Raw genomic sequence first — 22,221 nt, forward strand, 5'->3', positions numbered from 1 at the left:
AACTTTCACTATTACATTGATAAACTTATAGTTAACCATAAGTAACAGCATATTTTCAAGTATAAAATTTCAATTAATGTGCCATACTTTATGATGCTACTCTAAATCGCAAAAAGTTTAATACTATCTTGTTATAATCAATAATAAAAAATAAAAATATTTTTTTTCAAAAAGTGTAACAAAGTGTTTTAACTTTCCTCTTTATATAAAACAAACCATTTTTTGACACTAACCAAACACAATATTGAAGCGCTTATAATGCTTTGCCTATCTGGTAACCAATTAGCACAATTGGAGATTTACAACAGGTACTACAAGGCAATGTATAATACGTCATTTAGAATTGTGAATAATAGTTTTGAAGCTGAAGACATTATGCAAGAATCATTTTTGACTGCATTTACTAAGCTGAATACACTTAAAGAAATAAGCACATTTAGTGCTTGGTTAAAACGTATTGTTGTTAATAATAGCATACATGCTTTTAATAAAAATAAAAAAAATGAAGACGTAGCTCTGGACGATGTATTATATAAAATTGAAGACCATCAAGGCGTTGATACAACAACCGAGTTTACTTCTGTTAAAGCAAAACAAATTTTAGACACTTTAAATACTCTAAAATCTAATTACAGAATTGCATTAACCTTAAATCTTATTGAGGGTTATGATTACGAAGAAATTAGTGAAGTCATGCAAATTAGTTATGCTAATTGCAGAACAACAGTCTCTAGAGCAAAAGAGAGTTTAAGAAAAAAATTAGAACAATTAAATTAATTGTGATGAAAGATAATATAGAACAATTATTTACAAATTTAGACAATCAATTTGACATTGAAGCACCTAATTTAGGACATCAACAGCGTTTTATTGACAAACTAAATAAAACAGAAACTAAAGTAGCTAATCGTAAAACTAATTATTGGAAGCCTTTATTGGCAGTAGCAGCATCTGTTGTGTTAATTTTAAGTATTGCACTTAATTTAAAACCTGATACTACCCAAAAAGACTTAGCAAGTATCTCTCCAGAATTGGCAGAAACTCAGAACTTTTTTTCTAACACTATTGCTTTTGAGTTAAATAAACTTAAAACAGAAAAAAGCCCAGAAACACAAAAACTTGTTGATGATGCTTTATCAAGATTAGATAAGTTAGAATTAGAATACAAAAATTTAAAATTAAACCTAACAGAAAGTGGTGAAGACCAACGCGTCATTTATGCAATGATAACCAACTTTCAAAACAGAATAGACGTGTTACAAAGCACACTTTTACAAATTGAAGCGCTTAAAACATTAAAACAAAACAATTATGAAACTACTATATAAATTAACACTTTGCCTTTTACTTCCGGTAATTGCCTTATCTAATAATGGCGATTTGGATGGCAAACATACTAGACAAAAAACATTAAAAAAAGAATATACCGTTAACAATAATGCCACCTTAAAAATAGACAATAAATATGGTAACCTAGATATTGTAACATGGACAGGCAATACTATTGCTATTGAAGTTAAAATAACTACCAATGGTAATGATTTGGAAGAAGTACAATCAAGATTAGATGAAATTGATGTCGAATTTTCTGGAACATCCAATTACGTTTCTGCTGAGACTTTAATTGGTAAAAAGAAGAAAAGCTCTTGGTGGAATTGGTCTAATAACAACGATGTTAATATGAAAATAAATTACGTTGTTAAAATGCCAATAACTAACCATGTTAATTTAAGTAACGATTACGGAAATATTACTTTGGGGACTCTTGAAGGTCGTGCCGAAATATCTTGTGATTATGGTAAAATCACAACCAAAGAGTTGTTAGCAGATAATAATGTTATCAATTTTGATTACACTAATAACAGCTACTTTGAATACATCAAAAGTGGAAAAATTAATGCTGACTATAGTGGGTTTACAGTTGCAAAAACTAAAGACTTAACCATTGTAGCAGATTACACAAAATCGTTAATAGAAATAGCCGAAAACGTAAATTATAACTGTGATTACGGAAGCTTACGTGTAAACAAACTAAATAGTATCTCTGGTAATGGAGACTACCTAACGGTTGTTTTGGGTGACGTGTATAAAAATGTAACTTTAAATGCAGATTATGGCTCCATTAAAATAGGCAAAATGACCAAAAATGCTGGAGATGTTAATATTGAATCTGATTATGTTGGTATTAAAATAGGTATTGATCCAGAATACGCTTTTGATTTTGATATAAAATTGGAATACGGAAGTTTGAATGGCGAAGATGACTTTGAGATTAATAACAAAAGCATCAAACATTCTGATAAATACTATTCTGGATACCACAATAAGAGTAACTCAGGCAACCTAATAAAAATAAACTCAGAGTACGGAAGCGTAACCTTTGATAAAAAATAATAATTTAACAAAATCAATCATCATGAAAACATTAAAACAAACACTAGTATTAACCTTAGCGCTTATTGCCTTTACTTCTTGTAATGCGCAATGGGGAAAAGGAAAAACAATTAAAGGAAACGGAAACCTTACTACAATAACTAGAACAACATCAGATTATGATGCAATTAGACTTGCAGGTTGGATGGAATTTGAATTAGTTGAAGGCGAAGAAGGTACAATTACTATTGAAGGAGAAGAAAACCTTTTAGATTATATTTTAACTGAAGTAGAAGGCAACGGGTTAATAGTTAAAACAGAAAATAACATTAATTTAAAACCTAGCGGAAATAAAACTATCAAGATTACCATTCCGTTTAAAGATATTGACAAAGTATCACTTTCAGGATCTGGTGATGTTACGTCTAATGCAACCATAGTTTCTAAAAACTTTGAAGCTAAAGTATCAGGCTCTGGTGATGTAACTCTGGATGTTAAATCAACCAACGTTGAAGCCTCAATTACTGGATCTGGAGATTTGACACTAACTGGTCAAACAACTAATTTAAATGCAAGTGTGACAGGCTCTGGAGATTTTCATGGTGGACGCTTAATGGCTGACTTTACAGAAGCTAAAGTAACTGGATCAGGTGACGTGGTTGTTAATGCTAAAGAAGCTATCAAAGCAAGAGTAACAGGCTCTGGAGATATTGAATATAAAGGTAGTCCAAGTAAAGTAGACAAAAAGGTTACTGGATCTGGAGATATTAGTAATTAATACAAAAATTAGCTATTAAAAAAGCCACAATTCTGAAACTAGAATTGTGGCTTTTTTTATTTAAATAAAAATCTTAGTTTAAAATAACATCGTTTAATTCACCTAAAACATTTGAAGTAATATTATCGTCTGCATCATAAACACTTCCTTCATATTTGATTAACCCAACATCTTTAGCAAAGTAGTAAAAATACTCTGCAGAGCTATCAGGAGTTCCTGCTAATTGATAGGTAGTTGTTGCTTTAACTTTAATTACTGGACTATAACTTGTACCATTAACCTCAACAGCACTATCTTTTTCCATGATTTGGCTAGTATAAATTACGTTTAAATTAGTAGTAGGCACTTCTGGTAAATCTTCAATCAAAACTTCAGTAGTTGTTGTAATTGTATATGTATTAGTCCAACTTTCGCCTACATTTAAATAGTCTTTTAACATTATAAATCCATAAGCTGACTGAGAAATCTCAATAAAACCACCAACATTAATATTCGTACTTGCTACACTAAAGTGATAATCTCCACCATTTTTACTAGAATACGAATTTAACTCTACATCTCCAGTTGTTGATCCATCTGTACTTGTAGAATTTTGAAAAAATGAACTATATAAATAAGAAGGAAAACCTAAATAATCCTCTTGATTAGAAATTTCCATTACAGAATCTTCTTCAGCAACACCATCCACACTGTAGTCGTAAGTCCATTTGTTACCTTCTGCCATAGGCCAATAGTCGCCTGTAGTCTCTCCTCCAGGTTCTCCTATAATAACTTCACCTCCTCCAACACTTCCGCCTCCTGTGCTACCACCTGTAGCATCTAATTCAAAACCCTCTAATGGTTCGTTTTCACAACTTAAAAACACAAAAGCTAAAGATAATAATGGTAGTAATATTTTTTTCATTTTTAATATTTTAGATTATAAACATAATAAAATTAATTTAACTCACCTTGTTTTGGCACTCTAAACAGCAAAAAGATACCTACTAAAAAGAATACAAACAAAAACAATATAGCATTTCGCATGCTACCTGTTAATTGATCTATAGTTGCAAAAATCACCATTCCTATAACGATACCTATTTTTTCTGCAACATCAAAAAAACTAAAATACGATGTAGTATCCTCTGTTTCTGGTAAAAATTTAGAGTATGTGGATCGTGCTAAACTTTGCACGCCTCCCATTACCAATCCTACACAGCCAGCTGCTATGTAAAATTGAAAAGGTGTAACCATAAAATAAGCGTAAAAACATAATGCCATCCATATAACATTAACGATTATAAGTGTTTTAATGTTACCAAATTTTTCGGATGCTTTTGACGTTAAAAAAGCACCTAATATAGCTACCAATTGTATTACTAAAATACTAACTATTAATCCTTGTGTTTTAGCATCAGAGCTTCCCCAAGCAATTTCTTCTTCTCCAAAATACACAGCGACTAACATAATGGTTTGTACTGCCATACTAAACACAAAAAAGGCTGCTAAATAGCGTTTTAATCTTAAGTTTTGTTTTAATTGAATCCATACTAATTTTAATTCTTTTAAACCATTAAGTACTATCGCTCTTGTTACTTTTTCACCTGTTTTAACTCCTTTTGGTAATATATAAAATGAATATTGACTAAACCCAATCCACCATACACCAACCATAACAAAAGAATAACGCATCATTTGCAATTTAGCCTCTCCTGTCTCTTGTGTCATTACCATCGCAAGATTTACTAATAATAACAAAACGCTTCCAACGTACCCTAAGCTAAAACCTTTAGCACTTATACTGTCTTGTTGTTCTGGAAATGCAATATCTGGTAAGTAAGAATTATAAAACACCAAACTTCCCCAATAACCAATTAAACCCATAAAGTAAAACAACAAACTAATATGAATGGACTCTAAACTAAACCAGTATAAACCAATACAACCTAAACCTCCTAAATAACAGAAAAACTTCATGAAATTTTTCTTGTTACCTACGTAGTCTGCAATACCAGATAATATAGGAGATGTAAAAGCTACTACTAAAAATGTAAAAGCTGTTACATATGTTATTAATGCTGTGCTTTTAAAAACCATTCCAAAAGCAGGAACCGTTTTTTCTACTTGAGAGACAAAAAGCGCTGAGTAAAATATTGGAAATATTGACGATGCTATAGTTAACGTATAAACTGAATTTGCCCAATCATAAAATGCCCAAGCATTAAGCAGTTTTTTACTTCCTTTTTTAAGATGTGCCATTAAATAGTAATTAGTTAGTGCTTAAAAATACAAAAGCTGCTCTTATAAAGAGCAGCTTCGAAAGTAATTAAATATTTTTAAAAAACTAGTATTTACCTAAAGGTCTAAAACTAGTGACACCAAATTTTTGTGCTTCTGCTTTAGCTGAAGGAGATAAGGCTGTTAAATTATCAATACGTGTTTGATTTGCTGGATGCGTACTTAAAAATTCTGGTGGTGCTTGACCTCCACTTGCTTGTGCCATACGTCTCCATAAATTAGCTGCTTCATCTGGATTGTAACCAGCAATAGCTGTAAGATATAAACCAATTCTATCCGCTTCAGTTTCGTGACTTCTACTAAAAGGTAACATACCTCCTACGTTAGAAACAATACCATAAGATTGATTAAAGATTCCTAAAGTTTTTTCGTCATTTGCTAAAGCTACATTACCAACAACTCCTAAGCCTTGTTGTATCATTCCAGCACTCATACGTTGTTGTCCGTGATTTGCTAAAGCGTGCGCTACTTCATGACCCATAATTGCTGCAATTGCAGATTCGTTTTCTGCTACTGGTAAAATTCCGGTATAAAACACAATTTTTCCTCCTGGCATACACCAAGCATTTACAACATCTTCTTCAATTAAATTGTATTCCCACTTATAATCATTTAAATAACCTTGTTGTCCATTAGCATTTAACCAACGTTCTGCTGCGACAGATATACGTTGACCAACACGTTTAATCATCTCTGCTCTTGTTGTTCCTGTTTCTACTTTACTTTCTGTTAACACTTGGTTATATTGCGCGAAAGCTGTTGGAAACAATTCTGCATTAGACACAAAAGCTAATGTTTTTTTTCCTGTAAATGGATTAGTAGAACATGACAAAAACATTACTAATGTTAAAGCAAGCGCTACGCTATTTTTTAATTTCATATTTATTATAATTTATTCTTTTTATAAATCTACAAAAACTTAGCCATATTTTAACAAACGGTATTTTTATTTGCAAACAAAACATCGATTAAAGTCACATATAGTCTTTAAACAGTATATTACTTATGTTTATTTTCCTATTAAATGAATTTCAGAAAAGTTTTTATCAATAACCATAGACACTATTCCGCTGTCTTTAATTTGATCTATAGCTACAGTTTCATTATCTATTTGAATCTCATTAATTTCAAACGGTAATGCGTGAATATTTAATTTGAAAGTCTTATAAGTCGCTTCATACTTTCCTTCTTTATGCTGTTGAATAATTAATTCCTGCGACTTACCTGTTAATTTAAATGTCCTGAAACTATAACGTCCCTTAGTATAATCATAACCATCATGAGCATCATCAAATAACTGTGACGACTCTTTACCTAACTTAAAGTACACGTCTAATGATAACTCTTCAATTATTGTTTGATCTACATATTGCTGAACTGGAAATTTAGGTATGATTGCACCTTCTTTTATAAAAATAGGCATACTATCTATTTCTGCATCAACCCATTTTTCTTTTCCTCCTTCTACTAACTCATCGGTCCAAAAGTTATACCAGCTACCTCTAGGTATGTACATTCTGCGACCTTTAGCATTAAGTTCTTGTATTGGGCAAACTAAAATTTGATCTCCATAAACAAACTCGTCTGTTCTATAGTGTGTTTGATTATCCTCTTGATCATACATGACTAGAGACTTTAATATAGGTGTACCATGCTCTACCAAGTTCCAAAAAGCGGTATATAAATAAGGTAAAAGTTGATATCTAATTTCAATAAATTTTCTAACAACATCTGTCACGTCTTCATCAAAAGCCCAAGGTTCTTGATCTCCATGATCTCCAGAAGAATGCACACGACAAAATGGATGAAAAATTCCTAATTGAATCCAACGTGTAAACAATTCGCCTTGAGGCTGTTCGGCAAAACCTCCAATATCACTTCCTGCAAAACTAAATCCTGACATTGCCATACGTTGTGCTTGTACATTTGCTATCCAAAGATGCTCCCAAGTGGCCACATTATCTCCAGTCCAAGTAGACGTGTATCGTTGGGTACCAGAGTATGCTGCTCTAGTTATGACAAAAGGACGTTTAGGATAGTTAAACTTTTTCATTCCATGATAAGTGGCTCTAGCCATTTGCATACCATAAACATTGTGTGCTTTTCTGTGACTACAAGGATTACCATCATAATCATGACGCACATCATCCGGAAATGTTTTATTTGGCACTTCCATTACAGCAGGCTCATTCATATCATTCCAAACGCCTTGTATACCTATGTCTTCAACTAATTCTTTAAATAATCCTGACCACCAATCTCTAACTTCTGGTTTTGTAAAGTCTGGAAAATAACATTCTCCTGGCCACACTTTACCTTTCATGTATGGACCATCAGCTCGTTTACAAAAATAATCCTTGTCTAAAGCTTCTTTAAAAACTGAATATTCGTTGTCTATTTTAATTCCTGGATCAATAATAGCTACGGTTTTAAAGCCATCATCTAACAACTCTTTAACCATACGTTTTGGATCTGGAAAGTGGTCTTTATTCCAAGTGAAACATCTAAAACCATCCATATAATCTATATCTAAATAAATGGCATCACATGGTATTTGAAGCTCTCTAAATTTTGAGGTTACCGCTTTAACCTCTGCTTCGGGATAATAACTCCATTTACATTGATGAAACCCTAAAGCCCATAATGGTGGTAATTGATGTGGTTTTCCTGTCAAGTCTGTGTAATTCTCAACAACATCCTGCATTTTTGGACCATAAATAAAATAGTAATTCATCTCACCTCCTTGAGCCCAAAAACTGGTTACGTTACGTCGTTCTTGACCAAAATCAAAATACGATCTAAAGGTATTATCAAAAAAGATTCCGTAAGCTTTACCATGGTGTAAACCTGTAAAAAATGGAATTGCTTTATAAATAGGATCTGTTTCTTTACCAAAAGCATATGAGTCGGTTACCCAGTTTTGAAATCGTTTTCCTTTTAAATTTAAATGGTCAGGCTTATCACCTAAACCAAAGTAACTTTCACGTTCATTAACGGTTTTACTCATTTTAACGATGTTACCACCAAACTCATAGCTTTCTTCCCAATGAAAACCTATTTCATCTTGGTTAATAAGCTCGTCTGTTATAGCATCATAAATAGAGACTCTGGCATCTTTTTTAGAGACTTCACATCTTAATTTAGAAGTGATTATAATGTAAAACTCATCATTTTCTACAATTTCTAACTTATTATAACCTGTACTTGCGTATTTGGTTATCGCATAAGAAAAATCGTTATCAAACGTTCCTGTTGTTGTGTATCTAAATCTTAGGACACTATCCCTTAAGACTGTTAATTGAAGTACTACGTTATTTTCTGTATAGAAATATAATGTGTCTACATCTTTTTTAAATTTTATTATTTGTGAAGGAAATAAGTTTCCTTTTTGTTCTAATTCTGTATTTACAATCATAATTGAATGTCCTAATTATTTATAGTAAAAAAACGCAAAATAAACCTGTTACAAAAGCTTTGCTATTAGATATTGTTACAAATTATTAACTATAACGTTTTCGATAATTAAATTTATTAAAACCTTAATTATCAAACATTAAAAATGAGAATTACATATAATATATAATCGTAATATTTTTTTTTAAGGTTGATATTTTAAGGCGATCATGCCTAAAGGTGGTATTGTAATTTCAACTGAATTTTTTCTAGAATGCCATCGTTTTAGTTGACTAACTATTGGCTTATTTTGAAAATCTCCTGTTCCAAAGTATTGCTTATTATCGCTATTAAATACTTCTATTAATTGTCCTTTTTTAGGTAGTCCAATTCTGTAATTATTTAGAGGAACTGGTGTCATATTACAAGCTACAATAATATTGTCTTTAGGCTTATTTCCTTTACGCATAAACACTATTACAGAATGTTCTGAATCTCCATAATCAATCCACTCAAAACCATCACTTGAAAATTGTTTTTGATAAAGTGCTGGTTCAGTTTTATAAAACACATTAATATCTTTTATAAACTGATTTAACCCTTTATGCGATGGATAATCCAATAAATGCCAATCAAGACTAGTTTCAAAATTCCATTCTTCACTTTGACCTATCTCTGCACCTTGAAATAGTAGTTTTGTACCTGGATGAGCAAACATATAACTGTATAACAGTCTTACGTTAGCAAAACGTTGCCACTCATCTCCTGGCATTCTTCCTAAAATTGATTTTTTACCATACACCACTTCATCATGACTTAAAGGCAACATAAAATTTTCTGTAAATGCGTAGGTTAATGAAAAGGTAATATCATTTTGATGGTGTTTTCTATAAATTGGTTCTTTTGAAAAATATTGTAAGGTATCATGCATCCAACCCATCATCCATTTCATTCCAAATCCCAAACCATCTAAAAACACAGGTTTTGAGACTCCCGGAAACGCAGTAGACTCTTCTGCAATAGACTGTACATCAGGATAGTTTCCGTAAATTGCTATATTTAAATCTTGTATAAAAGCTATGGCTTCTAGGTTTTCTCTTCCTCCATGGATATTAGGTTCCCACTCACCATCTTCTCTACTATAATCCAAAAACAGCATAGACGCTACAGCATCCACACGTAAACCATCTGCATGGTATTGATCTAACCAAAATAAAGCATTGCTTATTAAAAATGATTTAACCTCGTTACGACCATAATTAAATATTAAGCTTTTCCAATCCTGATGATACCCTTTGCGCTTATCAGGATGCTCATACAAACATGAACCATCAAATAGTCCTAATCCATGTGCATCTTCTGGAAAATGAGAAGGTACCCAATCCAGTATAATTCCGATATCATTTTGGTGTAATGTGTCTACCAAAAGTTTAAACTCTTCTGGATAACCAAATCGTGATGTTGGTGCAAAATATCCTGTGATTTGATAACCCCAACTTGGATCGTACGGAAATTCCATTATTGGCATCAGCTCGACGTGCGTAAAATTCATTTCCTTGACGTAATTTACTAAGTCGTCTGCCAACTCTACATATGATAAAAAACGATTGTCTTCAACCTGCTTTTTCCAAGATCCTAAATGTACTTCGTAAACAGAATAAGGCGCATCTAAAGCATTTTTTTGCTTTCTGGAGGCCATCCATTTTTTATCTTTCCAAGAATAATTATCTTCCCAAACTATAGAGGCTGTACTTGGATTATGTTCGCAACGTCTAGCATAAGGATCTGCTTTTTCTGTCACGCTACCATTAGTACTATTTTGTATTTTGTACTTGTACAAACTGCCTTTACCAATGTTTGGTATAAACCCTTCCCAGATTCCGCTTTTATCCCATCGTACATTTAAAAGATGGTCACCTTCTGTCCATGTATTAAAGTCACCTACTACAGACACTTGTGTCGCACTTGGTGCCCAAACAGCAAAATAAGTACCTTCAACATTATTAACCGTAGTTATATGAGATCCAAATTTCTCGTATAATCGATAATGTTTTCCAGCTTTAAAAAGATTAATATCAAAGTCCGTAAAAAGACTAAACACAGTGACTTCTGCCATAAGCTATATTACAAATCCATTAGGTATTACAGCTCCTTTTTTAATAACAACAATACCATCTTTAATAACATAAGTATCGGTTTCTTTATTTTCTAAGTGCTTTCCACCATTAATTCTAACATCATCTCCTATCCTTATATTTTTATCAATAATTGTATTTTTAATAAAACAACGCTCTCCTATTCCCATTAAAATATTAATCTTGTTAGACTCTATTTCTTCTAAAGATTCATAGGAATCACAACCCATCATGTAAGTATTAATAATGGTGGTTTCTTTACCTATTCTAGATCTAATACCAATGACTGATTTTTCAATTTTGGCTGCATTAACAATACATCCTTCTGCAATAACTGTTCTATCTAAAGCGGTTCCCGATATTTTAGAAGTTGGTAATATCCTAGCACGTGTGTAAACACTTTGATCTTTATCGTATAAGTTAAATTTAGGTATTTCATCCGTCAAGCCTAAATTAGCTTCAAAAAAGGAATCTATGTTCCCTATATCTGTCCAATACCCTTCAAATTGATAACTAAGTGTTTTATGTTTTGCAATGGATTGCGGAATGATTTCCTTTCCAAAGTCATTTGTATCTGGATTACTCATTAGCTCTACCAATAAATCTCTATTAAAAATATAGATTCCCATTGATGCTAAATGGTTTTTACCTTGACTTTCCATTTCTGGACTAACAGTTGATGTCCAATCTGGTAACAATGATTTGTCTGGCTTTTCTATAAAAGAAGTAATTACGTTTTTATCATCTGTTTTTAAAATCCCAAATGACGTTGCATCCTTAGCATTTACAGGAATAGTTGCTATAGATATTTTTGCTTTAGCTTTAATGTGTGCATCAATCATCTCGTTAAAATCCATTTGATACAATTGGTCTCCAGACAAGATTAAGGCATACTCAAAATCATGACTTAAAAAATGATGCATGCTTTGTCTAACCGCATCTGCTGTACCTTGAAACCAACCTTCGTTACCTGGTGTTTGCTCGGCTGCTAAAACATCTACAAAAGCCGAACTAAAAAAACTAAAATGATAAGTGTTTTTGATATGACGATTTAAGGATGCCGAGTTAAACTGTGTTAATACAAACATGCGTTTGATGTCTGAGTTTATACAATTAGAAATAGGAATATCTACCAATCTATACTTTCCAGCAATAGGTACTGCAGGTTTAGATCTAGTTGCAGTTAATGGATATAATCTGGATCCTTGTCCTCCTCCTAAAATTATAGATAACACTTTATTATTAATCATAGTTATTTTTTTAAAGATTGGTATAAATTAATATATGCTTTTGCAGACACATCCCATGAATGATCAATGGTCATAATATGCTTTCTTATTGATTTAAAGATAGTTGTTTTATTATATAAATCAACACTTCGGGTAATGGCTTTGTAAATTTGCGCTACTGTGACTTCTTCATGACTAATTCCAAAACCTTCATTTTTGTCTATATCTACAACGGTATCTTTTAAACCTCCAATACTTCTCACTACAGGAATTGTTCCGTAACGCAGCGCATATAATTGATTTAATCCACAAGGTTCAACCCTTGATGGCATTAGTAAAAAGTCTGCTCCTGCATAAATATTATGCGACAGTTTTTCGTCATAGCCAATAAATACATTGTAAAGACCTGTATTATTTTCTTTTAACTGAAGCAAAGCCTGTTCAGCTTCGTCATGTCCAGAGCCTAAAACCAAAACACTACAATTTTCGTCTTCCAATGCTTTTTTTATTGCCAAAGGAAAAACGTCTGCACCTTTTTCATGCACCAATCGTCCAATAAATGTAATTAACGGTTTGCTTTCATCTAAATTAAAGGTTTTACACAACGCTAATTTATTAGCTAATTTACCAGCTTCTAATGTTTTTATATTATACTTATGATCTATATAATGGTCTGTTTCGGGATTCCAAACTGCTGTATCTATTCCGTTTAATATACCTATACATTTATTACTTTCATGTTGTAACAAATCTTGTAGTCCATTGGCCTCTTGTTTTAACTCGTCCATATAACTAGGCGATACAGTGGTTACACGCCAAGCACATTTTATTGCTGCAGCCAAAGGATTTATACAATGGTCCCAATCTAACAATCCTGTTTTTGTAGACTCAAATTCTGGTATTAAATGTAATTTATCATAGCCAAACCAACCTTGGTATTGTGCATTGTGGATGGTAGTAATTACCGGAATTGTATTTAAGTTTTTATATTTAAAACTCTCCTGACACATAAAAGGTATTAATCCAGTGTGGTGATCATGACAATGAATAATTTCTGGTAAATCTTGTAATGTTAATATCCAATCTAATGTCGCGATTTGAAAGGCTAAAAAGCGATCTGTATCATCTGCAGAATACACATAATTTTTGTGCAAAAGATTTGGGATATCCACAAAATAAGTCTCAAAATCTAAAACTGCAGCTTTAGTTTTTAAAATATTGTAATTTATTTTATGACCATTAAAGTCTAATTTACTTTCATAAATTGACTTAAAATTATTTTTTTGGGTGAAAGCATTATCATAAAAAGGCATAACAACACTAGATGTTGCTCCTAGGTTATTTTGATATTTTGGTAACGCTCCAACAACATCTGCCAAACCTCCAACTTTAGCTATAGGATAACATTCTGCACTTATATGAAATATTTTCATGTATTACATTTTTATTAGACGTTGAAAAGTTACACTTAAAATCACAAACAGTAAAATGTTATTTTTAAATTAAAATTACGACTGTATTAATTCTATTTTAAGATTTTAGGATATCTTTAAAAAAAAGAAGAAAATATGAAAAAAATTGCATTATTAGTATTTGCATGTGCCTTATTTAATTGTAAAGGCAACGCGCAAGACACAAAAGAAAAAGAAAAAGAAAATTTTGAAATCACTAAAACAGAAACCGAGTGGAAAGCAGAATTATCTGATGCTGAGTATTATGTCTTACGACAAGCAGGAACAGAACGTCCCTTTTCTAGTGCTTTAAATAAAGAGCATAGATCAGGAACTTACCATTGCGCTGCATGTGACACACCTTTATTTAAAAGTGAAAACAAATTTGATTCCGGAACAGGATGGCCTAGTTTTGATCAAGAAATTAAAGGAAATGTCGCTTTTGGTACAGATACCAAAATTGGTTATACTAGAGATGAAGAACATTGCGCAACTTGTGGTGGACATTTAGGTCACGTTTTTAATGATGGGCCTAAGGAAACGACAGGAGAAAGACATTGTATTAACGGAGTTGCATTAAATTTTAAACCAGATAATGAGTAATTATAAAGTCACAAAATCAGAACAAGAATGGCGTAATGAATTAACGGATGAACAATATCGTATTTTACGCAAAAAAGGTACAGAAATGCCACACACTGGTAAATATAACCTTCATTTTGAAAATGGAGCCTATGCATGTGCTGCCTGTAACCAACAACTTTTTGAAAGTAATAGTAAGTTTGAGTCTAATTGCGGTTGGCCTAGTTTTGACGAAGCTATTCCAGGTAGCGTTACTAATATACTAGACAAGTCCCATGGTATGATTAGAACAGAGGTAGTTTGCTCTAATTGTGGTGGTCATTTAGGTCACGTATTTAATGATGGACCAACTGAAACTGGAACACGATTTTGTATCAACTCGGCAAGTGTAGATTTTAAAAATGAATAATTACATTACAAGCCTAATCAAACAATTTGATTATTATAAAACTGCTGGAGACAAAACCCTTCAGCAGTTATCATTTAATGAAATGAATTGGCAATCTCACGACAACTCTAATAGCGTATCCATAATTGTCAAACATATGGTTGGAAATATGCTAAGCAGATGGACCAATTTTTTAACTGAAGATGGCGAAAAACAATGGCGACAACGTGAACAAGAATTTGAAGCCACTTATACGAATAAAGCTGAATTAATTGCTGATTGGGAAAAAGGTTGGCAATGTCTTTACGATGCTATTACTCCATTAAAAAATAACGATTTAGAGCGTATTGTTTATATAAGAAACGAAAGCCAAACAGTCTCTGACGCTATTTTTAGGCAACTAGGTCACTATTCATACCATATTGGTCAAATAGCCTACATTGGCATTATAATTAAAAATGAAGATTGGCAATCTTTATCCATACCAAAAGGGACTTCTAAATCATTTAATGACTCTAAATTTAATTAGACTAAGAATTAGACTTTATCTCTTTTTTAAAAGGCCTAATAATTAAACGTGCTTCACGATCAAACCTAATGTAGTTATATACCCAATTAATAAAAACAATCATTCGGTTTCTAAAACCTATTAAAAAAAATAGGTGAACAAACATCCAAACAAACCAAGCAAAAACACCCTGAAATTTAATGTTTGGCAAATCTACAACAGCCTTATTACGTCCTACTGTAGCCATAGAGCCTTTATCTTTGTAAATAAAAGGTTTCATTGGCTTATTTTCTAACATTTTAAGTAAATTATCACCTAATAACCTACCTTGTTGTATTGCTGGTTGTGCCATCATTGGATGACCATGAGGCGTATTTTCTGTTTCCATTTGTGCAACATCTCCAACCGCAAAAACATTATTTAAACCTTTAACTTGGTTAAACTCATTAACCATAATCCTATTGCCTTTAGACACAAACTGGTCTGAGTCCAACCCTTTTATAGCTGCTCCTTTAACTCCTGCTGCCCAAACAACTGTTGCTGCATCAAAGGTTAAATCACTATTTGTAGTTACTGTTTTACCATCATAACCAGTTACTCTTACATTTTTCCAAACATGAACGCCTAATTTTTCTAAAAAATCTTCTGCTTTTTGAGACGCTTGAAGACTCATTTCTTTCAAAATCTTATCACCAGATTGCACTAAATTAATCTGTGCCAATCGTGTGTCCAAATCTGGATAATCCTTGGGTAAAATACCTTTTTTAATTTCTGCTAAAGCACCTGCTAACTCTACTCCTGTTGGACCTGCACCAACGATAACAAAATTCATTAAAGCTATTCTTTCATTTAAATCCGAAGTTAAAAGTGCCTCTTCAAAATTTTCAAGAATAAGACTTCTAAGATTTAAAGATTGTGGTACCGTTTTCATTTCCATGCTATTGGCTTCAATAGACGTATTACCAAAGTAATTAGTTTTTGAGCCTGAAGCTACCACTAAATAGTCGTATTTAAGTGCTCCAATATTAGAAATGATCTTGTTTTTTTCTGTATTAATTTCAGAAACATCTGCTAACCTAAAGAAAAAGTTAGGAAAATCTCCTAAAACCTTCCTAATAGGATACGCAATGGAGTCTGGCTCTAATCCTCCTGTTGAGACTTGATATAGCAATGGTTGAAATGTATGATAATTGTGCTTATCTAACAGAACAACTTGTACTTCTTGTTTAGATAATTTTTTAGCTAACGCAATGCCAGCAAAACCACCACCAATTATTATAATTCGAGGAAAACTAGATTTAGGTATATTCATATAAAAAAACTTGCATGACAAAGGTAATATAAAGTTATAATTTTTTAAGAATCTAAATTCTTTATTCAAATTTGGTTTTGTAACTTCGTAACTTCTTAAAACTACAAAAAATAATAGAATGAGTAAATACGATGTAATTGTTCTTGGAAGTGGACCTGGAGGTTATGTAACCGCAATTCGCGCTTCACAATTAGGCCTTAAAACAGCTGTAATTGAAAAAGAAAGTCTTGGTGGTGTATGTTTAAATTGGGGTTGTATTCCAACTAAAGCGTTACTAAAATCTGCTCAGGTTTTTGAATACTTAAAGCACGCAAGTGATTATGGTTTATCTGTAACAGATTATGATAAAGATTTTAATGCTGTTGTTAAACGTAGTCGTGGTGTTGCTGAAGGCATGAGTAAAGGTGTTCAGTTTTTAATGAAAAAAAACAAAATTGAGGTAATCAATGGTTTTGGTACATTAAAACCAGGAAAAAAAGTTGAAGTAGACGGAACCGTTTACAGTGCTGATCATATTGTAATTGCTACTGGAGCACGCTCTAGAGAGTTACCAAGTTTACCACAAGATGGTAAAAAAGTAATTGGTTACAGAGAAGCAATGACTTTACCAACACAACCTAAAAAGATGATTGTTGTTGGATCTGGTGCAATTGGTGTTGAGTTTGCATACTTCTACAACTCTATGGGAACTGAAGTTACAATTGTAGAATATTTACCAAACATTGTACCTGTTGAGGATATTGACGTGTCTAAGCAATTAGAAAAGTCTTTTAAAAAGAGTGGTATAAACGTCATGACATCTGCAGAAGTTACTAAAGTTGATACGTCTGGAGAAGGTGTTAAAGCAACAGTTAAAACTGCTAAAGGAGAACAGGTTTTAGAAGCTGACATTATTTTAAGTGCTGTTGGTATTAAAACTAACATTGAAAACATAGGATTAGAAGACGTTGGTATTGCTGTTGATAGAGATAAGATTTTAGTAAACGATTACTACCAAACAAACATTCCTGGGTATTATGCAATTGGAGATGTAACTCCTGGTCAAGCTTTAGCACATGTTGCTTCTGCTGAAGGAATTTTATGTGTCGAAAAAATTGCTGGTATGCACGTAGAAGCTTTAGACTATGGTAATATACCTGGTTGTACTTATGCAAGTCCAGAAATTGCAAGTGTTGGTTTAACCGAAAAGCAAGCTAAAGATCAAGGTTACGATATTAAAGTTGGAAAATTCCCTTTCTCAGCATCTGGTAAAGCAAGTGCTTCTGGAGCAAAAGATGGTTTTGTAAAAGTGATTTTTGATGCTAAATATGGTGAGTGGTTAGGTTGCCATATGATTGGTGCAGGTGTAACTGATATGATTGCAGAAGCTGTTTTAGGACGTAAATTAGAAACTACAGGACATGAAGTATTAAAAGCAGTACATCCACACCCAACTATGAGTGAAGCGGTTATGGAAGCTGTTGCAGATGCTTATGACGAAGTAATACATTTATAAGAGTTTTAAAATTTATTTTAAACACTTTAAAGCATAAAAAAAGTTCCAGAATTATCTGGAACTTTTTTTATTTATATAGGCTGTATTGGATTAAAACATAAATCCAATACCAAATTGCCAAACGTTATTTTTTGCGTCTACACCTTCAAATGGTGTACCATCTTCAAAAATATCAGTAACACCTAAGTTATAACGTCCACTTAAGAAAAAGCCATTATCAAACTTATAAGCTGCACCTAAGGCGATACTTGTATCAAAGTCTTTTACGTATGAGTCATCAGAATCAATTTCGATATCTCCACCATCGCTGTTTGGTTGGTAATCAAACTCTTCGTGAATCTTAAATCCAAATTGTGGTCCAGCCTCTACACTAAGCCCTTTAACAATATATGCTTTTAGTAATAATGGTACTTGAATGTAATCTAATTGATACTCAATATTTTCGTCAGTATCCACTATATTATCTTGATCAATCTCTCTAACATCAAATCCTTGACCAGAATACAATACCTCTGGCTGGAATGATAATCTATCAGTTAATGGAATTTCTGCAACTAAACCTGCATTAAAGCTAGTTCTAGAATCTAAATCACCTAAATCATCTCCACTAATTGTTGATGAGTTTAATCCACCTTTTATACCTAATTGGACTTCTCTTGAATCTGATTGTGCATTTACCAATGCTAATCCAGAAACAAATAGTGCTGTACTTAAAATTAATTTTTTCATTGTATATTTTTTAAGGTTAATACATCAAAATTACGAACTGTATCTAAGCTCAGATGTTCTGTTAACAACGTTTAACAGCAATAGGGCTGTATTTAACAGTATTTAATAGAAACCTTATTTTATACTAAAAAATTAAATTTATTTTAAGAGTTATGCTTTTAAAAGTTAAGTAAAACCTAAATTATTAATGCGCTTTATATTATAAAAAACTTTGAATGGCTAATTCATAACTTTGTAATCCAAAACCAAGAATAATTCCTTTTGCATTTGGAGACACGTAGGATTGATGTCTAAACTCTTCCCTTCCAAAGGTGTTAGAAATATGTACTTCGACCACAGGAGTCTCTATTGCTTTCACAGCATCACCAATACCAATTGAAGTATGCGTATAAGCTGCAGCATTTAAAATTATGCCATCATAACTAAAACCAACCTCTTGCAATTTATCTATTAATTCGCCTTCAATATTAGATTGAAAATGCTGTATGGTTGCAGATGGATATTTAGATTGAATTTGATCCAAAAATTCGGTAAAAGATAGACTCCCATATATATTTGGTTCGCGTTTACCTAATAGATTAAGATTAGGTCCATTTATTATAATTAGTTTTTTCATAAAGTAAAAATACAAAAGTTATGGCATAAAAAAACCGAAGCGATTAAGCTTCGGTCTTTTTATAATAAAGTTTAAAAAAACTTAGAATTTGTAAACAACTCCAAAGTTAATATCGCTTAAGTTTAATCCTACATTAAAAGTATCAGTAGACTCAGCACCATCAAAATCAGGCTCAGTTGTAGAGTATCCTAAAACACCTACAGAAGCTTCGATAGCGAAGTTTTTAGATACGAAATAGCTAATACCAGGAGCAAAAGCAATGTCAAATCCGTCATACTTAGCATCTGCTAATTTATCTTCTCCTGAAGTATAATCAACACCTAATTCAGTAAATAAAGAAAATTGGCTAGCTGGAGCGAAGTAATATCTTCCAAATACACCAACTGCAAATTCATTTGCGTCTACTAAATCAGTACCATCATTATCAGAAGATAAAGAAGTATAACCAACTTTTAAACCTGCTGCAATGTTCTCAGATACGAAGTATCCTACTTTTGGAGCAATGTTAAACACGTTTGAATCTAAATCTCCAGTAGTTTCAGTACCAAAACCAACAGAACCAGAAATAAAAACATCTCCTTTTTCGAAACCACCAACAGTAGCATCATCTTGTGCATTAACACTTGTAAATCCTAATACTGCAATTGCAGCTGTAAATAATAATTTTTTCATAATTAAATTTAAATTTTAAATTATTTGAGGGCACAAAATTAGTTGCAATAAAGACTTTAAACAAGAAAAATAACACAAAAGAAACACGGTTATTAACAACTGTTTATAAATCAAATCATTAAAAATAAAATTTAACGTTTTATTTTGATAAAATTTATGTTAAGCCTTGCTATCAGAAAGATTATCGTAAATTTAATTACTTATTATTATTAAATAAATATGCCTTAATTCAGCATTAAAATCACTTTATTAACAATTTTATAAACAATATTATTAGGAATTAATTAGATATATTATAATCATTAAAAAAGTATTAAAATCACATACATAATACAAGATTTAAAATCATTTTTAAAAGCCAAAACTTATAATTAATTTGGATATTAAATATGGAATAAAAAAAACCGAAGCTATAAAGCTTCGGTTTGATATATTATATATGTTATGTTTTCTTAGAAGAAAAATCCAACTGATACTTGGAAAACGTTATTTTGAATACTAAAATCGCTTTCACCCTCTTCTGCATCTTCAGCAATATTAGCAAGACCTAAAGTATAACGAGCTGAAAAATTCAAACCATTATCTAATTTATACCCTATACCTGCTCCAAAACCAAAATCGATACTTTTAAAGTCATCCTTTGCATCTTCAGATTCTGACTCACTGTCACCACCAGCAGATGCTTCAAATTCATAATCAGCAGACATTAAAAACCCTATTTGAGGACCTGCTTCAATACTTAATCCTTCAGTAACATAATACTTAGCCATAACTGGAAGGTTAATGTAATCTAATTTCAAAGTTTCTTCATAATTTACTGTTGTTCCTAATATCTCATCAGAGTACTCAGATCCAAAACCTTGAGAAGAATACATTAATTCTGGTTGAACAGAAAATTTATCAGATATCATTATTTCTGCAACAGCACCAACATGAAAAGATGTGCGTGCATCAACATCTTCAATATCACCACCTACAGTAGCAAAGTTAACACCTGCTTTTGCTCCAAAATTGATGTCTTGTGCATTTACACCTGTCATCCCTAATACAGCAACTGCTGCGATTGTAAATAATTTTTTCATAATTTAAAAATTTGTTTTGATTAATACTTTGGCAATTTAGCAATTCTTTAACAAAACAAAAAATAGCTTTAACACACTATTAACACTTGAGGGAAGATTTAAATCTTTAATCATTAATATTCAATCCCTTACAAAAACAAGAGTGTTTTAATATAACATGATTATTAAATTAATACCTTTAAACCCTATGAAATGGCACCAAGCATTAGAGGATTATTCCATGTATTTAAAAATAGAAAGAGGACTTTCTGTTAATTCTGTTAATAGTTATTTATTAGACGTAAAAAAACTTATTAAATATTTAGAAGCTAACACAATTAGCCACTCACCTATTACCGTAGATAACGCTATTATAAAAGCCTTTATTTATGATGCTGCCAAAAATTTAAATCCAAGGTCACAGTCTAGATTAATATCTGGTTTAAAAGGCTTTTTTAATTATTTAATTTTTGAAGATTACAGAAAGGACAATCCGTTAGATACCATAGACTCGCCAAGAATTGGACGTAAATTGCCTGATACGTTAAGCGAAAATGACATCAATAATTTAATTAGCGCAATTGACTTAACACATCCACAAGGTCAACGCAATAAGGCCATATTGGAAGTATTATATAGTTGTGGTCTACGTGTTAGTGAACTTACTAATTTAAAACTATCAGATTTATTTTTTGATGAAGGGTTTTTAAAAATTACTGGTAAAGGTGACAAGCAACGTTTTGTGCCAATATTGGAGGACACTCAAAAATATATTTTGATTTATAAAAACCAAATTAGAAATCATTTAAACATAAATCCTGACCATCAAGATATTTTGTTTTTAAATAGAAGAGGGAAACAATTAACTAGAGCTATGATTTTTACGATAATAAAAGATTTAGCAAAAAAGATTAAGTTGGAAAAAACTATTTCTCCGCATACATTTAGACATTCATTTGCAACACATTTACTAGAAAATGGTGCAGATTTAAGAGCTATACAATTAATGCTTGGTCATGAAAGCATTACTACCACAGAGATTTACACACATTTAGACCGATCGCATTTAACAACTGTGATAAATAATTTTCACCCAAGGAAATAAAAAAAAATTAAAAACATGTTGCTAAAAATCAGTATTTTAACATATATTTGTGTTGTTGATTAAAGCAAATTGACTGAATCCCTATATAACTAACTATTTAATAAACACTACTTT

General features: G+C 31.8%; 21 protein-coding genes. 9 read left to right on the forward strand and 12 right to left on the reverse strand.

The features are described 5' to 3' along the window. Positions 1-222: 222 nt before the first annotated feature. Genes V6251_RS10470 through V6251_RS10485 form a run of 4 tightly spaced genes read left to right on the forward strand, consistent with a single transcriptional unit; the run spans position 223 to position 3,151 of the window. Complete coding sequence (locus V6251_RS10470; protein WP_339808912.1) at positions 223-777, forward strand: RNA polymerase sigma factor; 555 nt, start codon at positions 223-225, stop codon at positions 775-777. 5 nt (positions 778-782) lie between these two features. Further along, the gene (locus V6251_RS10475; RefSeq protein ID WP_341588175.1) at positions 783-1,328 is read left to right on the forward strand and encodes a hypothetical protein; all 546 of its coding nucleotides are present in this window, start codon (positions 783-785) and stop codon (positions 1,326-1,328) included. Continuing rightward, complete coding sequence (locus V6251_RS10480; RefSeq protein ID WP_341588176.1) at positions 1,312-2,394, forward strand: hypothetical protein; 1,083 nt, start codon at positions 1,312-1,314, stop codon at positions 2,392-2,394. Before V6251_RS10475 ends, V6251_RS10480 begins: the two co-directional genes overlap by 17 nt. Positions 2,395-2,416: 22 nt before the next feature. Then, positions 2,417-3,151 (forward strand): head GIN domain-containing protein, encoded by a 735-nt coding sequence (locus V6251_RS10485; RefSeq protein ID WP_341588177.1) that lies wholly within the window; start codon positions 2,417-2,419, stop codon positions 3,149-3,151. Positions 3,152-3,224: 73 nt separating this feature from the next. Here V6251_RS10485 and V6251_RS10490 read toward each other — a convergent pair whose 3' ends face one another. From V6251_RS10490 to V6251_RS10520, 7 genes are all read right to left on the reverse strand, one after another. Beyond that, positions 3,225-4,055, reverse strand: coding sequence for a hypothetical protein (locus V6251_RS10490; RefSeq protein WP_341588178.1), 831 nt, complete (start codon positions 4,053-4,055; stop codon positions 3,225-3,227). 32 nt (positions 4,056-4,087) lie between these two features. After that, positions 4,088-5,392 (reverse strand): MFS transporter, encoded by a 1,305-nt coding sequence (locus tag V6251_RS10495; protein WP_341588179.1) that lies wholly within the window; start codon positions 5,390-5,392, stop codon positions 4,088-4,090. A gap of 85 nt (positions 5,393-5,477) precedes the next feature. Next, positions 5,478-6,311 (reverse strand): M48 family metallopeptidase, encoded by an 834-nt coding sequence (locus V6251_RS10500; RefSeq protein WP_341588180.1) that lies wholly within the window; start codon positions 6,309-6,311, stop codon positions 5,478-5,480. A gap of 129 nt (positions 6,312-6,440) precedes the next feature. Continuing rightward, the gene (locus V6251_RS10505; protein WP_341588181.1) at positions 6,441-8,846 is read right to left on the reverse strand and encodes a glycoside hydrolase family 31 protein; all 2,406 of its coding nucleotides are present in this window, start codon (positions 8,844-8,846) and stop codon (positions 6,441-6,443) included. A gap of 183 nt (positions 8,847-9,029) precedes the next feature. Further along, positions 9,030-10,940, reverse strand: coding sequence for a 1,4-alpha-glucan branching protein GlgB (gene glgB / locus V6251_RS10510; RefSeq protein WP_341588182.1), 1,911 nt, complete (start codon positions 10,938-10,940; stop codon positions 9,030-9,032). 3 nt (positions 10,941-10,943) lie between these two features. Next, positions 10,944-12,209 carry a glucose-1-phosphate adenylyltransferase gene (locus V6251_RS10515; protein WP_341588183.1) on the reverse strand — a complete coding sequence of 422 codons (1,266 nt, stop codon included), beginning with the start codon at positions 12,207-12,209 and terminating at the stop codon, positions 10,944-10,946. 2 nt (positions 12,210-12,211) lie between these two features. Continuing rightward, entirely contained in the window at positions 12,212-13,621 is a 1,410-nt protein-coding gene (locus V6251_RS10520) for a glycogen synthase (protein WP_341588184.1), read from the reverse strand. 135 nt (positions 13,622-13,756) lie between these two features. Here V6251_RS10520 and msrB (V6251_RS10525) point away from each other — a divergent pair, with 135 nt between their 5' ends. From msrB (V6251_RS10525) to V6251_RS10535, 3 genes are read left to right on the forward strand one after another with little or no spacing between them, the layout of a single operon-like run. After that, a complete protein-coding gene (gene msrB / locus V6251_RS10525) occupies positions 13,757-14,242 on the forward strand; it encodes a peptide-methionine (R)-S-oxide reductase MsrB (RefSeq protein WP_341588185.1) in 486 nt (161 codons plus the stop codon). After that, positions 14,235-14,630 carry a peptide-methionine (R)-S-oxide reductase MsrB gene (gene msrB, locus V6251_RS10530; RefSeq protein WP_292948928.1) on the forward strand — a complete coding sequence of 132 codons (396 nt, stop codon included), beginning with the start codon at positions 14,235-14,237 and terminating at the stop codon, positions 14,628-14,630. The genes msrB (V6251_RS10525) and msrB (V6251_RS10530) overlap by 8 nt, the downstream gene beginning before the upstream one ends. Next, complete coding sequence (locus V6251_RS10535; protein WP_341588186.1) at positions 14,623-15,138, forward strand: DUF1572 family protein; 516 nt, start codon at positions 14,623-14,625, stop codon at positions 15,136-15,138. The genes msrB (V6251_RS10530) and V6251_RS10535 overlap by 8 nt, the downstream gene beginning before the upstream one ends. Before the next feature lies 1 nt (position 15,139). Here V6251_RS10535 and V6251_RS10540 read toward each other — a convergent pair whose 3' ends face one another. Then, on the reverse strand, positions 15,140-16,429 hold the full coding sequence (locus V6251_RS10540) for an NAD(P)/FAD-dependent oxidoreductase (protein WP_341588187.1): 1,290 nt from the start codon (positions 16,427-16,429) through the stop codon (positions 15,140-15,142). A gap of 118 nt (positions 16,430-16,547) precedes the next feature. On the opposite strand from V6251_RS10540, the gene lpdA reads away from it, so the two are divergent. Next, a complete protein-coding gene (lpdA, locus tag V6251_RS10545; protein ID WP_341588188.1) occupies positions 16,548-17,924 on the forward strand; it encodes a dihydrolipoyl dehydrogenase in 1,377 nt (458 codons plus the stop codon). A 90-nt stretch (positions 17,925-18,014) separates the two neighbouring features. Here lpdA and V6251_RS10550 read toward each other — a convergent pair whose 3' ends face one another. The 4 genes from V6251_RS10550 to V6251_RS10565 form a co-directional block, all read right to left on the reverse strand. After that, positions 18,015-18,653: a porin family protein gene (locus tag V6251_RS10550; RefSeq protein WP_341588189.1), complete on the reverse strand. Its 639-nt coding sequence runs from the start codon at positions 18,651-18,653 to the stop codon at positions 18,015-18,017. Between the two features lie 199 nt (positions 18,654-18,852). Then, positions 18,853-19,269, reverse strand: coding sequence for a type II 3-dehydroquinate dehydratase (gene aroQ, locus V6251_RS10555; RefSeq protein WP_028283145.1), 417 nt, complete (start codon positions 19,267-19,269; stop codon positions 18,853-18,855). Positions 19,270-19,350: 81 nt separating this feature from the next. Beyond that, complete coding sequence (locus V6251_RS10560) at positions 19,351-19,941, reverse strand: outer membrane beta-barrel protein (RefSeq protein ID WP_145001522.1); 591 nt, start codon at positions 19,939-19,941, stop codon at positions 19,351-19,353. Positions 19,942-20,393: 452 nt separating this feature from the next. Further along, complete coding sequence (locus V6251_RS10565) at positions 20,394-21,023, reverse strand: porin family protein (RefSeq protein WP_341588190.1); 630 nt, start codon at positions 21,021-21,023, stop codon at positions 20,394-20,396. Between the two features lie 187 nt (positions 21,024-21,210). Here V6251_RS10565 and xerA point away from each other — a divergent pair, with 187 nt between their 5' ends. Further along, positions 21,211-22,107, forward strand: a complete 897-nt coding sequence (xerA, locus tag V6251_RS10570; RefSeq protein WP_341588316.1) for a site-specific tyrosine recombinase/integron integrase — start codon at positions 21,211-21,213, stop codon at positions 22,105-22,107. Positions 22,108-22,221 lie beyond the last annotated feature (114 nt).

It is taken from the genome of Olleya sp. Ti.3.14, assembly GCF_038154885.1.
Lineage (GTDB): Bacteria > Bacteroidota > Bacteroidia > Flavobacteriales > Flavobacteriaceae > Olleya.